Source organism: Peribacillus sp. BM1 (assembly GCF_056679975.1).
Genome location: NZ_CM155259.1, coordinates 1,011,251 through 1,024,712, shown reverse-complemented (window position 1 = coordinate 1,024,712; position 13,462 = coordinate 1,011,251). Strand labels below are relative to the sequence as shown.

Below are 13,462 nucleotides of genomic sequence, written 5' to 3'. Positions count from 1 at the left end.
TGTACCACTGTGGACCATACTTTTCCACAAGCATTTATTATGTGTAAAAGGTAGAAAATTAACTGTGGATAGTAAAATAAATGTCGAAAAGATATCCACAAAGGGAATGATAGCTGATTAACAAAATAAAAGGCGTTAGGTATAAAAAGCAACATTTGTTGAAATAGAAAAGTGGTAATTCATTTCATGAGGACGTAGCCCAAAGTGAACTGTTCCACTTAAGAGGAAAATGCCGACTTTATGTGCTGATCGAAGTTTAATTTTAAACGGTGTTTTTTAATGACTCTGGATGTCAAATCTAGTAATCACCCTTCCAAAGACAAAGCTGGTTACTCAAGTAGAAGTTGTTCCTAAGTTTTAACTACTAATCATTCCTCAATGATTATGAACAAAGCTGTAATAAAATTTAAAGAAAGGTTGACATTTTACATATTTCATCTATATAATTGTCTAGACTGTCTTAACTGTTATTCCTCAGGGAGGTGTCATATAATGAAACGCACATATCAACCAAAAAAACGTAAACACAGTAAAGTTCACGGTTTCCGTAGCCGTATGAGTTCTAAAACTGGACGTAGAGTGTTAGCTGCACGTCGCCGTAAGGGCAGAAAAGTATTATCTGCATAGACCACTGATAAGTCTCAGTGGTCTTTTTTTTCCATATATGACGTATTAAGACCCCAATTCAGTTTATTGAAGGTGTAAAGAATGAAAAAAAAGCTAAGGATAAAAAAGAGTGATGAATTCCAACTTGTGTTTCAAAAGGGAGAGTCATTCGGAAATAGACAATTTGTTGTCTATTTCCTTGATAAGCCCAGCCAAGATTTCTTTCGAATTGGCCTTTCCGTAAGCAAGAAAATTGGAAATGCCGTCGTCCGAAATCAAATAAAGAGGTACATTCGACAATCTTTTCTTGAATTGAAGGATGACATCAAAGAGGGAAAGGATTATGTGATTATTGCTCGTAAACCAGCGGCAACAATGGATTTATTTGAAGTGAAAAGTAGTCTAATCCATGTCTTAAAAAGAGCCAAATCGCTTAATTTCAATAAAAGCAAAACTTCCACGTATAAACCATCACGATAAGAATTTTTCAAATTAAAATATAATACATAGTAAATATTGGTGTAATCAGGTATTTTATATGTATAGACAAACATGAATCAGCTATAGCTATCATAATGTTTGGAGAAAATGAAGAAGACTAACAAAGTGTTCAAGGTAAAGCTAGAATTTTTTTGCTGACAGGAGGAAAAGGCGGTTGAAGAAACAAATAGTACTCATGATTGGACTTGCTTCGTTAATGATGCTTCTAACTGGTTGTACGGAAGTGGGCGAACCAATTACTAAAGAGAGCACAGGTATTTGGAATTCATACATTGTTTATCCATTATCATGGCTTATCATTGAAATATCTGAATTACTGGGCAATAATTACGGCCTCGGAATTGTTGTAGTAACGTTACTTGTTCGGTTTGTTCTATTACCATTGATGATTAAACAAACGAAAAATTCAAAAGCTATGCAAGCTTTACAACCGGAAATGCAACAACTTAAGGAAAAGTACCCGTCAAAAGATGCAGCAACTCAACAAAAACTGCAACAAGAAACGATGGCTCTGTTTACGAAATATAGCGTAAACCCATTGGCTGGTTGTTTTCCGTTAATTGTTCAGATGCCAATACTTATCGGTTTTTATCATGCGATTAGCCGTACACGGGTAATTGCGGAGCACGACTTTTTGTGGTTTGACTTAGGAAACCCAGATCCAATTTATATATTGCCGATCGTTGCGGGTATTACAACGTTTATCCAACAAAAAATTACAATGGTCGGTATGACTTCGAATCCTCAAATGGCTACGCAAATGACAATGATGTTATATATTATGCCAATCATGATTATGATTTTTGCATTTAATTTCCCTGCTGCTCTTGCTTTATACTGGGTTGTTGGTAATATATTCATGATTATCCAAACCTGGATTATTAAAGGACCGGATATGAAAAAGGTAGCTGCGGAAAGTGCGGGAGGAGCAAAGAAAAAGTGAAACTAATAACTGCTATAGGACAAAATGTCGAACAAGCAGTAGAATCAGCTTTAGCTCAACTTAACACCACTAGAGAAAATGTAGAAATTGAAGTTATAGATGAAGGGAAAAAGGGCTTTCTTGGTCTAATTGGAAATCGAAAAGCGATCGTTAAGGTAACGATTGTACCGGACGCTGTTGAAGAAGCACTAATTTTTTTAAAAAGTGTGTGCAGGAAAATGGGCGTGGAATCGGATATTTCAGTGAAACGTGAAGGAAAACAAGCATTATTTCAATTATCGGGTGACAAGATTGCACTGCTAATTGGAAAAAGAGGACAAACATTGAATTCTCTTCAATACTTAGTTCAACTGGTAGCCAATCGTTATTCAAAGCAATATGTAACGGTGTTACTTGATGCCGAGGACTATCGTTTTCGCAGGAATGAAACACTGACCCAATTAGCAAAAAGAATGGCTAGTAAAGCCTTAAAAACAAGAAAAAGCATTAGCTTAGAACCTATGCCTTCATATGAGCGAAAGGTGATTCATACAGCTTTAATGAATTACCCTAAAATCAAGACTACATCAAGTGGGGCCGAACCGTATCGTCATTTAATTATTTCGCCAATTGAAAGAAGTTGATCTATTTAAGTAGATCTTCTTCTTTTTTTGTCGATTTTTAACCGAGTAATTAAGATTGAATAAAGTGAAACTTCCATTTGATTATCATATGCTAGGCTTTTAGGTTAAACAAGTCATTTGTACCTTCTTATTTAACGTGCTTTAGGGGGATATTCTATGGAAAGTTCTACTTTTTTACTTGAGGATGCTTGAGATGTTGTTATTCACATGTGGATAAGTTAAAATTAAATATAGGTTTTTGGATTGTGGATAAACCTTTTTGGAAATAGCTATCCACTTTTTTTCACATTAGGACTATGATATTGTAGTACTTCGGATGATAGAACGTTTCGGGTAACAAGTAAAGATTTATCCGATATGTATCCCGGCTTAACAAGCTGTAGTATCCCCATCTTAATTTCCATGGAAGAACCAAGAAAAAATAGGTGGGGGATGAAACCCCTGATGGAAGTTTCACTTTATTGATTTGATAGAAGAGTAACGATTGCACAGCGGTTTTGCTAGAATTTGCATGTGCTCAGGTTACTAGTTGTGTACTCTTTTCTTATATATTTATATTGAAATTCTTAAAGAAGGTGAAGAAATGGAATTCGATACGATTACAGCGATTTCGACACCTATGGGTGAAGGTGCAATTGCAATCGTCCGGTTAAGTGGTGATGAGGCGTTTACAATTGCTGACCGAATTTATAGAGGTCCGCAAGGAAAACGACTTATAGATGCTACTTCCCACACCATTCATTATGGACATTTGGTTCAACCTAAAACAGAGGATATTGTGGAAGAAGTCATGATATCCGTGATGCGTGGACCAAAGACATTCACACGCGAGGATGTTGTAGAAATTAACTGCCACGGTGGCATCGTTTCAGTTAACCGAGTTCTTCAGCTTGTTCTATCGCAGGGAGCGAGACTTGCTGAGCCAGGTGAATTTACGAAACGTGCCTTTTTGAACGGAAGAATTGACCTTTCACAGGCAGAAGCAGTGATGGATTTGATTCGTGCCAAAACGGACAAAGCAATGAATGTGGCGTTAGGACAAATGGAAGGAAGATTGTCACAGCTGATTCGCAAGTTACGTCAGGAGATTTTAGAAACGCTCGCACAAGTTGAGGTCAACATAGATTATCCAGAATATGATGATGTTGAGGAAATGACACATCGTATGTTTTTGGAAAAAGCAAGTCTGGTTAAAGTAGAATTAGAGAAGTTATTGCGTACTTCACAACAAGGGAAGATTTTACGTGATGGACTATCGACAGTTATTATCGGACGTCCAAATGTCGGGAAGTCATCATTATTGAATAGCTTAGTTCAAGAGAATAAGGCAATTGTAACGGATATACCAGGAACAACTCGTGATGTAATTGAAGAATACGTAAATGTTCGCGGTGTTCCATTACGCCTTCTGGATACAGCAGGGATTCGAGAGACGGAAGATATCGTTGAAAGAATTGGTGTAGAACGGTCCAGAGCGGTCTTAAAAGATGCTGATTTAATTTTACTCGTTTTAAATTATGCAGATAATTTAACGATGGAAGATGAGAAATTATTTGAAGCAGTTAATGGCATGGATGTTATTGTAATCGTCAATAAAACAGATTTGCCTAAAAAGATAAATTTAAATCGTGTAAAAGAGCTTACAGGCGAGCATCGACTTGTTACCACTTCTTTGTTAGAAGATCAAGGTGTGGATGAACTTGAAGAAGCGATTGCCTCTTTATTTTTTGCTGGGACATTAGAGACAGGCGATTTAACATATGTCTCTAACTCACGACATATTGCACTTCTTGGACAAGCATTAAAATCTGTAGAGGATGCAGTTTGGGCGATAGAATCAGGCACGCCAGTCGATTTAGTACAAATTGATTTCACGAAAGCATGGGAATTACTAGGGGAAATCATTGGAGACAGTGTGCATGAAGGATTAATTAATCAATTATTTTCTCAGTTTTGTTTAGGGAAATAATGAAGTAAGGAGTGAAACTGGATGCAATATGAAGCAGGAAACTATGATGTGATTGTCATTGGCGCTGGACATGCAGGAAGTGAAGCAGGCCTTGCAGCAGCTCGTGTCGGGGCAAAAACGCTAATGATTACGATAAATTTGGATATGGTTGCCTTTATGCCATGTAATCCTTCTGTTGGGGGCCCGGCAAAGGGAATTGTCGTCAGGGAAATTGACGCCTTAGGCGGCGAAATGGGAAAAAATATTGATAAAACGCATATTCAGATGAGAATGTTGAATACAGGAAAAGGGCCAGCTGTACGTGCTTTACGCGCGCAAGCAGATAAGACCTTATATCAACAGGAAATGAAGAATACAATTGAAAATGAACCAAATCTAACGTTAATTCAAGGAATGGTTGAGCGGCTCATCATTGAAGATGATGTATGTAAAGGGGTTATCACGCAAACTGGTGCTGTTTATCATGCAAAAACAGTTGTTATTACAACAGGAACGTTCCTTCGTGGAGAAATCATTCTTGGTGAATTGAAATATTCAAGCGGCCCGAATAACCAACAGCCATCTATTCGATTGTCCGAACATTTAGAGGAAATTGGATTCGACTTAGTTCGATTTAAAACAGGCACCCCTCCGCGAATTAACAGTCATTCGATTGATTACAGTAAAACAGAAATTCAGCCTGGTGACGATGTTCCGCGAGCATTTTCTTATGAAACAACAAAATTCATTACAGATCAATTACCATGTTGGCTAACGTATACGAATGAAGGGACCCATCAGATTATTGATGAAAATTTACACCGTTCTCCTATGTACTCAGGGATGATCAAAGGTACTGGTCCACGTTATTGTCCTTCTATTGAAGATAAAGTGGTTCGTTTCAATGATAAACCACGCCACCAAATTTTCTTGGAACCTGAAGGAAGAAATACACAAGAAGTCTATGTACAAGGCTTATCGACAAGTCTGCCAGAAGACGTACAGAGAAGACTTCTAGCAAGTATTCCTGGATTAGAAAAAGCAGAATTGATGCGTGCAGGATATGCAATCGAATATGATGCAATTGTTCCGACACAGCTATGGCCTACATTAGAAACAAAAAAAGTAAAAAACCTATATACAGCAGGGCAAATTAATGGAACATCTGGCTATGAGGAAGCGGCTGGACAAGGATTAATGGCAGGAATCAATGCCGGCCTAAATGCACTGGAAAAAGAAGAGTTAATTTTAAGTCGTTCTGATGCCTATATCGGAGTATTGATTGATGACCTTGTGACAAAAGGAACGAGCGAGCCCTATCGTCTGCTAACGTCTCGTGCTGAATATCGACTCCTTTTACGCCATGACAATGCTGATTTGCGTTTAACTGAAATTGGGCATACGATTGGAATGATTAAAGAAGATCGCTATCAACGTTTCTTATTGAAAAAAGCAGCAGTTGAAGAAGAAAAGGAACGTCTGCAAACCTTATTTATCAAACCTACTCAACAAGTACAGCAAGTAATTGTTGAACATGGTGGAAGTGAATTAAAAGATGGGATTCGAGCTGCTGATTTATTGAAACGACCGGAAATGAGTTATGAACAAATTCAACAGCTTGCTCCAAGTGAAATACCGTTGGATACCGAAGTGAAAGAGCAGGTAGAAATTCAAATTAAATATGAAGGATATATTGAAAAATCACTTCAGCAAGTAGATCGTTTGAAAAAAATGGAGAATAAAAAAATCCCAGAAAATATTGATTATGATGCTATCAGTGGCTTGGCTACTGAGGCACGTCAAAAATTAAAACAAGTCCATCCACTATCAGTGGCACAAGCTTCGCGAATTTCAGGTGTTAACCCTGCAGATGTATCGATTTTACTTGTTTATTTAGAACAAGGAAAAATTGCTCGTATTCCTCAAAACTAGATGGATTGAAAAGGATTGAAGCCTATGAATATCGAACAATTTCAAGCTGAGCTGAAAGAGAAAGGCATTGTACTTTCTCCTCTACAGCTTCAGCAATTTGAAACGTACTACGAACTATTAGTTGAGTGGAACGAAAAAATGAATTTAACAGCCATAACAAATAAAGAAGAAGTATATTTAAAGCATTTTTATGATTCCATTAGTGCTTCATTTTACTTTGATTTTACTAAGCCATATAAAATCTGTGATGTAGGAGCGGGCGCAGGTTTTCCTAGCATCCCATTAAAAATCTGTTTTCCAGAGTTACATATTTCCATTGTAGATTCTCTTAATAAACGAATTTCCTTCCTTGAGCACTTAGCTAAAACCCTGAATCTTTCACATACTCACTTTTATCACGATCGTGCTGAAACGTTTGCGCAAAAACAAGAGCATCGTGAAACTTATGATATTGTTATGGCAAGAGCCGTTGCACGAATGTCCGTTTTGAGTGAGCTTTGCTTGCCGCTCGTTAAACAAAACGGTACATTTATTGCTATGAAGGCTGCAAGTACAAATGATGAATTGGATACAGGGAAGAAAGCGATCTCTACATTAGGTGGCAAAGTAGGAGAGATTCATAGCTTTTTGCTACCAGAAGAACTTAGTGAGAGAACAATTATCACAATTAGTAAGGTGAAAACAACGCCTAAAAAGTATCCACGTAAGCCAGGTACACCGAATAAAATGCCAATTGAGTAGAGTGTATTATGCTTCAATTTAGTGGAATGGATTAAATGCGGCACGTAATTAGGATACTCGTGTGTTTTTAGCTGCGAGGCTAAAGATGTGCATGTCATCTTTTCACGAAATTAAACGATGCCTCAGGAAGGGTCTGTCTCTTTCGTTAAGGGACAGATCCTTGTACATTTCGAGTAAATATGTGTGGATATTTAGAAGGACTTGTCATTTTTATAGAGAATATGATAAATGGGAGCTTTTTAAAGGTGGTGTAGGGAAATGAAGCATCCTTTTTCGCGGTTCTTTGGGTTAGGCGAAAAAGAAGAAGAGCAAGAGCAAGTAGATATGGAGACACCTAGCAGGAATGAAGAAATAAAAAAAATTGCCATTTCTGATATAGTACCAAACCGCTATCAACCAAGAACGGTTTTTAATGAAAACAAGATTGCAGAATTGGCCCAGACTATTCATACACATGGTATCATTCAACCAATTGTTGTCAGGGAATACGAACAAGGCAAGTTTGAAATCATTGCAGGTGAACGCAGATTCCGAGCTATGCAGAAACTTGGTTGGGAAACGGCACCAGCAATTGTTAAGGATTTCAATGATACAGAGACGGCATCAGTCGCACTAATAGAGAATTTACAAAGGGAAGAGCTTACGCCAATTGAAGAGGCTCTCGCTTATGGTAAACTATTGGAACTTCATCAACTTACACAAGAAGCACTTGCGCAAAGGCTGGGGATTGGTCAATCTACAGTGGCAAATAAGTTAAGGTTATTGAAGTTGCCTCAAGAAGTGCAAGAGGCCATTTTGCAAAAACAGATAACCGAGAGACATGCTCGCTCATTAATTCCTTTGAAAGATTCAGAAAAACAAGTCAAACTTCTTGCAGAAATTATTGAGAAGAATTGGAATGTGAAGCAAACAGAAGAGCGGGTTGTGAAATTGCTCAGCAGCTTAGATAGAAAACCGAAACCGAAGCGAAAGGCTTTCAGTAAAGATATGCGCATTGCTCTCAACACTATTAGACAGTCTCTTACAATGGTAACCGATAATGGAATAAATCTTGATTCAGAGGAAGAGGAATTCGAGGAATATTATCAATTTACGATAAAAATTCCAAAGAAGAAATCATAATCTTATAAAGTTACTGCTTGGTAGTCCTTGATTACCAAGCCTTTTTGCTATAGCTGACCAACATGTTTACTAGTCTGAGCTACTTGAAGTATTCTTTTTTACTTTGATTTTGAGAAAAGAAATAAAAGTCTCCCTTTTCATGATAAAATAGAATAGGTTAATAGACTTTTTTAGTAGTATGATAATTAGAGTCAGAAATTTTTGAATTTGGATATATAGCTATATAAGAGATAGATGAAAGATGAAATTGTGTCGAAAGTAGGTGACATCATGGGAAAGATTCTTGCGATTGCCAATCAAAAGGGCGGAGTTGGCAAAACAACGACCTCAGTAAATCTAGGCGCTTGTTTAGCATACATTGGGAAAAAGGTATTATTAGTGGATATTGACCCTCAAGGAAATGCAACGAGTGGAGTGGGCATTGACAAGTCGGATGTTGAACAATGTATATATGATATTCTGGTCGATGATGTAGAGGCAAACGTAGTGATTAAAGAGACAAAAGTTGAGAATCTATTTACGATTCCCGCCACGATTCAACTTGCAGGGGCAGAAATAGAATTGGTGCCGACCATTTCAAGAGAGGTCCGTTTAAAAAGAGCACTTGAAGAAGTTAAAGATCAATATGATTATGTAATCATTGATTGTCCACCATCATTGGGATTGCTTACGTTGAATTCATTTACTGCAGCAGATGCTGTATTGATTCCTGTTCAATGTGAGTATTATGCATTAGAAGGACTTAGTCAACTGTTGAACACCATTCGCCTCGTTCAAAAGCACTTGAATCAATCCTTGAAAATTGAAGGAGTGTTGCTGACTATGCTTGATGCTCGGACGAATTTAGGCTTACAAGTGATCGAGGAAGTGAAAAAATACTTCCAAGATAAGGTGTATCGAACCATTATTCCTAGAAATGTCAGATTAAGCGAGGCACCGAGCCACGGAGAACCCATTATTATCTATGATCCTAAATCAAAAGGAGCAGAGGTTTATTTAGACCTGGCAAAGGAAGTGATAGCAAATGGCTAAGGGACTTGGTAAAGGAATCAATGCATTATTTACAAATCTTGAAGCAGGGAAAGAGGACGCTGTTATAGAGGTAAATATAAAGGAATTACGCCCAAATCCTTATCAGCCGCGAAAGGTATTCCGGAAAGAGAAACTTGCGGAATTAACACAATCCATTGAACTGCATGGAATTCTTCAGCCGATCATCGCTAGAGAAAGTATTAAGGGCTACGAAATCGTTGTTGGTGAAAGACGTTTTCGAGCAGCAAAGGAAGCTGGTTTGAAGACTGTCCCTGTCGTTGTTAGAACGCTTGATGAAAACCAAATGATGGAGTTGGCTATTTTAGAAAACCTTCAACGTGAAGATTTAAACCCAATCGAAGAAGCTTCGGCCTATCAGAAACTACTAGAAAGGCAGGGGGTTACTCAGGAGGAATTAGCGAAACGCTTAGGAAAAAGCCGTCCTCATGTTGCAAATCATATTAGGCTACTCTCATTGCCTATAGAGATTCAAACCTACATTTCCGATGGGAAAATATCAATGGGGCACGGCCGGGCGTTGCTTTCATTGAAGAATAAGGCTGCTCTACAATTTGTAGTTGATAAAGTACTGAAGGATGAAATGAATGTTCGTCAATTAGAACAATACATCCAGGAATATAATCAAGATGTTCCACGTGAAACAGTAAGTAAAAAGGGGCAAGAGAAAAAAGACATTTTTATCAAAGAGCGTGAGTCAGTTTTACGCGAACGATTTGGGACTTCAGTAACGATAAAACAAAGTAAGAAAAAAGGTAAAATTGAAATTGAGTTTTACTCCCGTGAAGACCTTGAACGGATTTTGGAATTGATTCAACAAGAAGATTTATCCTCATAAAGAAGGGTAGAGTTCACGTAACTCACCCTTCCTTATGTTAAGGACAAATATCAATTTTTTTCTTTACATACTATCATAGATAAAGGTGAGCACGTTGGTGTTAGTAGGAACATTGGTTAACGGTTTATGTATTATTCTTGGCACGTTACTTGGCAGGTTTCTTAAAAATATTCCCGAAAGTATGAAGCAGACAGTTATGAGTGGGATAGGTCTTGCTGTTGTAGTACTCGGGTTACAAATGGGTTTTAAAAGTCAGCAATTCCTTATTGTTATATTGAGCTTAGTCCTAGGCGCTGTGATCGGTGAATGGATTGACTTGGATGCTAAGTTAAACGCCTTGGGAAATTGGCTAGAAAAAAAGTTGGGGGGATCGAAGGAAGGAGATTCAATTGCACAAGGCTTTGTGACAGCAACTCTCATTTTCCTTATTGGAGCTATGGCCGTTATTGGTGCGCTAGATAGTGGAATTAGACATGATCATGATGTGTTATATACAAAAGCAATCATTGATGGTTTCACTGCCATTATTCTAGCAAGCACACTTGGAATTGGTGTTATTTTCTCCAGCGTTCCTGTTATGCTCTATCAAGGGATTATCGCTCTCTTTGCAACGCAAATTGATAAGTGGGTTCCTGTTGCTTATTTGGATGCCTTCATTTCGGAAATGACGGCGACTGGAGGCGTTATGATTTTTGCGATTGGTTTAAATATAATGGGGGTTACGAAAATTCGCGTCGCCAACCTTTTACCCGGTATATTAGTAGTAGCTGTACTTACATTCGTCTTTTATTATTTTGAAATATCATTATAAGAAAGGCGAAGCTATCGTGTCTAAAGAGTGAAATAACAATATTGCTTAACAGAGCTAATTCTAAAAAAGAAGGGAATGAACTTTTCCCTTCGCTTACATACTTTTCTCCTGATCTAACACGAAGTTAAAATTTCTGATTGTTGTTTGTTTAGACGCAAATTGGTCGCTAGCAAAGTAAATGCCATCGGCAATCGTTTTTGCCATCTTTAAGACAAGACTTAGACGAGTGTTTTGTAAAACCATGAATTCCATAAATCCGCTCACATTCACAATCCCAGTAATATGGGCATCTCCCACAGATGGAAGATCCTTATTAACCCCAGCTCCCGGTTTAACGGGACCTTCACCTACTTGCACAATTCCCACACTTTTCAAACGACCAAGACAAGCATCAATCCCTATGATGAATGGATTATCGTGTTTCGCCTTAATGACTGCAAGCTGTTCAGTTAAGTTCATCGCATGTATGGGTTCTTCAAGCGTTCCATAAACAAAGAATGGAGAAATTGTTGTTTTTTCTAATAATAAAGTTCCGACTAGTGGACCGAGAGAATCTCCCGTGGATCGATCTGTTCCAATGCAAACGATGACGATAGCCTGCCCGTTAGCAGGAAGTAATGAAATTATTTCCTGAGAAACTCTTCGTGATGCATCTATCTCATCATGTAAAATCCGGCTCATCCCATTTTTATTATCAAATAAACTAGATTTCAGGTTCATCGGCTCCACTCCTCTGTAATAGTACTAACAGTATACGGAAAAAAAGGAAATGGTATACGTGAAGGTGGGGAAAGAAATCTTTAAAAAGAGATTATAATTTGGAGACTTATTGAAAATGGTATAATACCATCATTGGTTATATTCAAAGAAATACTTTATTATTCATTTTATCCTGTATTAACGGGGCAGTCCCCCCACTGATTGAAGTTTCATTTTATTTATATCCAAAGATTTTATCTAAGAGACTAAGATGATTAGTAGAATCATTTTAATTAGAAAAAAATACTGGTTGGTTGGTGATTCGTTTGACTTTTTCAAGTAAGATGTTAGAAAGGTTTGCGGGAAAATTTTCCTCAGAAGAGACATGGCTTATAATTGGTGAGAGCTTATTGCAAATTTTAATTATTTTCATTTTATCTCGTATGGTTATTAAGATTGGGAAAGGTATTATTGCTAAGTTTTTCTTAATGCGCGCGAAAAGTCCATTACGTGTGTCAGAACGTCGAGATGCTACTTTATTAAGATTATTAAAAAACGTGCTTACTTATACCGTTAATTTTATTTCCATTATTATGATCTTAGAAGCAGTAAACATTGAAGTGAAAGCATTGTTGGCTGGAGCGGGAATTGTCGGATTAGCCGTTGGTTTCGGTGCACAAAGCTTAGTGAAAGATGTAATTATGGGGTTTTTTATTATATTTGAAGATCAATTTTCAGTGGGTGACCAAATAAAGATTAAGGATTATGAAGGAGAAGTAGTGGAAATTGGATTGAGGACAACTAAAATTAAAAGCTCAATCGGACAACTATTTGTGATTCCAAATGGAAGCATCCTCGAGGTGACTAATTTCTCCATTTTAAATAGTGTTGCTGTTGTTGATCTTACGCTCCCATATGACGGAGATATTGAGCGTGCAGAAAGAACGATTTCCCATATGCTTGAATTATTGCCTGCTAAATACAAAGAAATTGTGAAAACACCTCAAGTGTTAGGAATTCAGTCACTGAACCCAAGTGATGTAGTTTTGAGAATTACAGCTGAAACCATTCCAATGCAGCACTACTTTATAGGCAGGGTGTTACGAAAGGAAATAAAAAATTGTATTGATGAAAACCATCTAAAAGTCACAGTTCAAGAAGAGTCGTAATCTACAAATTGTTAGAGAAAAGGATGAGGAAAAGTGGAAGAGAAAGTATTTGGCCTTAATGATATAGTTGAGATGAAAAAGCCCCATCCATGTGGGGTGAACAGCTGGAAAATCATTCGTTTAGGCATGGATATCCGCATTAAATGTGAAGGATGCGGACATAGTGTCATTTTGCCAAGACGTGAATTTACCCGTAAAATGAAAAAGGTATTGAAGAAGCATGAGGAAGAGTAAGAACTGGCCTTCGGTAAAAATGACGTCGAAGTGACTATGATGCTTGAAGATTGCTTTATCCCGCATTAACGGGCAGTAAAACTTCCACCTCAAGGCTTGAGGAATAGAAGAAGCGTGGGTCGGGGATGAACCCCCCACTGATTGAAGTGTCATTTTATTTCCTTGTCTTTTTCATGCCCACTATCTATAATTGTGAAAGGTTTAACTATACATCTATAAATTCAATATTTATTTGATATAAAAGG

Annotated in this window: 14 protein-coding genes; 13 read left to right on the top strand and 1 reads right to left on the bottom strand. The window is 37.5% G+C overall.

What is annotated here, in order from left to right:
• Positions 1-492 precede the first annotated feature (492 nt).
• The 11 genes from rpmH (at position 493) to AC1MGI_RS04885 (ending at position 11,115) form a co-directional block, all read left to right on the top strand.
• Positions 493-627, top strand: coding sequence for a 50S ribosomal protein L34 (rpmH, locus tag AC1MGI_RS04935; protein ID WP_034302547.1), 135 nt, complete (start codon positions 493-495; stop codon positions 625-627).
• An 81-nt stretch (positions 628-708) separates the two neighbouring features.
• Positions 709-1,086, top strand: coding sequence for a ribonuclease P protein component (gene rnpA, locus AC1MGI_RS04930; protein WP_480348804.1), 378 nt, complete (start codon positions 709-711; stop codon positions 1,084-1,086).
• A 175-nt stretch (positions 1,087-1,261) separates the two neighbouring features.
• On the top strand, positions 1,262-2,050 hold the full coding sequence (spoIIIJ, locus tag AC1MGI_RS04925) for a YidC family membrane integrase SpoIIIJ (RefSeq protein WP_480348803.1): 789 nt from the start codon (positions 1,262-1,264) through the stop codon (positions 2,048-2,050).
• Positions 2,047-2,673, top strand: a complete 627-nt coding sequence (gene jag / locus AC1MGI_RS04920) for an RNA-binding cell elongation regulator Jag/EloR (RefSeq protein ID WP_480348802.1) — start codon at positions 2,047-2,049, stop codon at positions 2,671-2,673. The genes spoIIIJ and jag overlap by 4 nt, the downstream gene beginning before the upstream one ends.
• Before the next feature lie 583 nt (positions 2,674-3,256).
• On the top strand, positions 3,257-4,642 hold the full coding sequence (gene mnmE, locus AC1MGI_RS04915; RefSeq protein ID WP_480348801.1) for a tRNA uridine-5-carboxymethylaminomethyl(34) synthesis GTPase MnmE: 1,386 nt from the start codon (positions 3,257-3,259) through the stop codon (positions 4,640-4,642).
• Between the two features lie 21 nt (positions 4,643-4,663).
• Positions 4,664-6,553: a tRNA uridine-5-carboxymethylaminomethyl(34) synthesis enzyme MnmG gene (mnmG, locus tag AC1MGI_RS04910; RefSeq protein ID WP_480348800.1), complete on the top strand. Its 1,890-nt coding sequence runs from the start codon at positions 4,664-4,666 to the stop codon at positions 6,551-6,553.
• Between the two features lie 24 nt (positions 6,554-6,577).
• Positions 6,578-7,294 carry a 16S rRNA (guanine(527)-N(7))-methyltransferase RsmG gene (gene rsmG, locus AC1MGI_RS04905; protein WP_062186623.1) on the top strand — a complete coding sequence of 239 codons (717 nt, stop codon included), beginning with the start codon at positions 6,578-6,580 and terminating at the stop codon, positions 7,292-7,294.
• A 258-nt stretch (positions 7,295-7,552) separates the two neighbouring features.
• Entirely contained in the window at positions 7,553-8,416 is an 864-nt protein-coding gene (gene noc, locus AC1MGI_RS04900; protein WP_454213690.1) for a nucleoid occlusion protein, read from the top strand.
• 270 nt (positions 8,417-8,686) lie between these two features.
• On the top strand, positions 8,687-9,448 hold the full coding sequence (locus AC1MGI_RS04895; protein ID WP_403076861.1) for a ParA family protein: 762 nt from the start codon (positions 8,687-8,689) through the stop codon (positions 9,446-9,448).
• Complete coding sequence (locus tag AC1MGI_RS04890; RefSeq protein WP_480348799.1) at positions 9,441-10,304, top strand: ParB/RepB/Spo0J family partition protein; 864 nt, start codon at positions 9,441-9,443, stop codon at positions 10,302-10,304. Before AC1MGI_RS04895 ends, AC1MGI_RS04890 begins: the two co-directional genes overlap by 8 nt.
• Before the next feature lie 94 nt (positions 10,305-10,398).
• The gene (locus tag AC1MGI_RS04885; protein ID WP_480348798.1) at positions 10,399-11,115 is read left to right on the top strand and encodes a DUF554 domain-containing protein; all 717 of its coding nucleotides are present in this window, start codon (positions 10,399-10,401) and stop codon (positions 11,113-11,115) included.
• Between the two features lie 93 nt (positions 11,116-11,208).
• Here AC1MGI_RS04885 and yyaC read toward each other — a convergent pair whose 3' ends face one another.
• The gene (yyaC, locus tag AC1MGI_RS04880) at positions 11,209-11,835 is read right to left on the bottom strand and encodes a spore protease YyaC (RefSeq protein WP_480348797.1); all 627 of its coding nucleotides are present in this window, start codon (positions 11,833-11,835) and stop codon (positions 11,209-11,211) included.
• A gap of 389 nt (positions 11,836-12,224) precedes the next feature.
• On the opposite strand from yyaC, the gene AC1MGI_RS04875 reads away from it, so the two are divergent.
• Together AC1MGI_RS04875 and AC1MGI_RS04870 are read left to right on the top strand one after the other, a co-directional pair.
• Positions 12,225-12,983 carry a mechanosensitive ion channel family protein gene (locus AC1MGI_RS04875; RefSeq protein WP_480348796.1) on the top strand — a complete coding sequence of 253 codons (759 nt, stop codon included), beginning with the start codon at positions 12,225-12,227 and terminating at the stop codon, positions 12,981-12,983.
• A 33-nt stretch (positions 12,984-13,016) separates the two neighbouring features.
• Positions 13,017-13,217 (top strand): DUF951 domain-containing protein, encoded by a 201-nt coding sequence (locus AC1MGI_RS04870; protein WP_480348795.1) that lies wholly within the window; start codon positions 13,017-13,019, stop codon positions 13,215-13,217.
• Positions 13,218-13,462 lie beyond the last annotated feature (245 nt).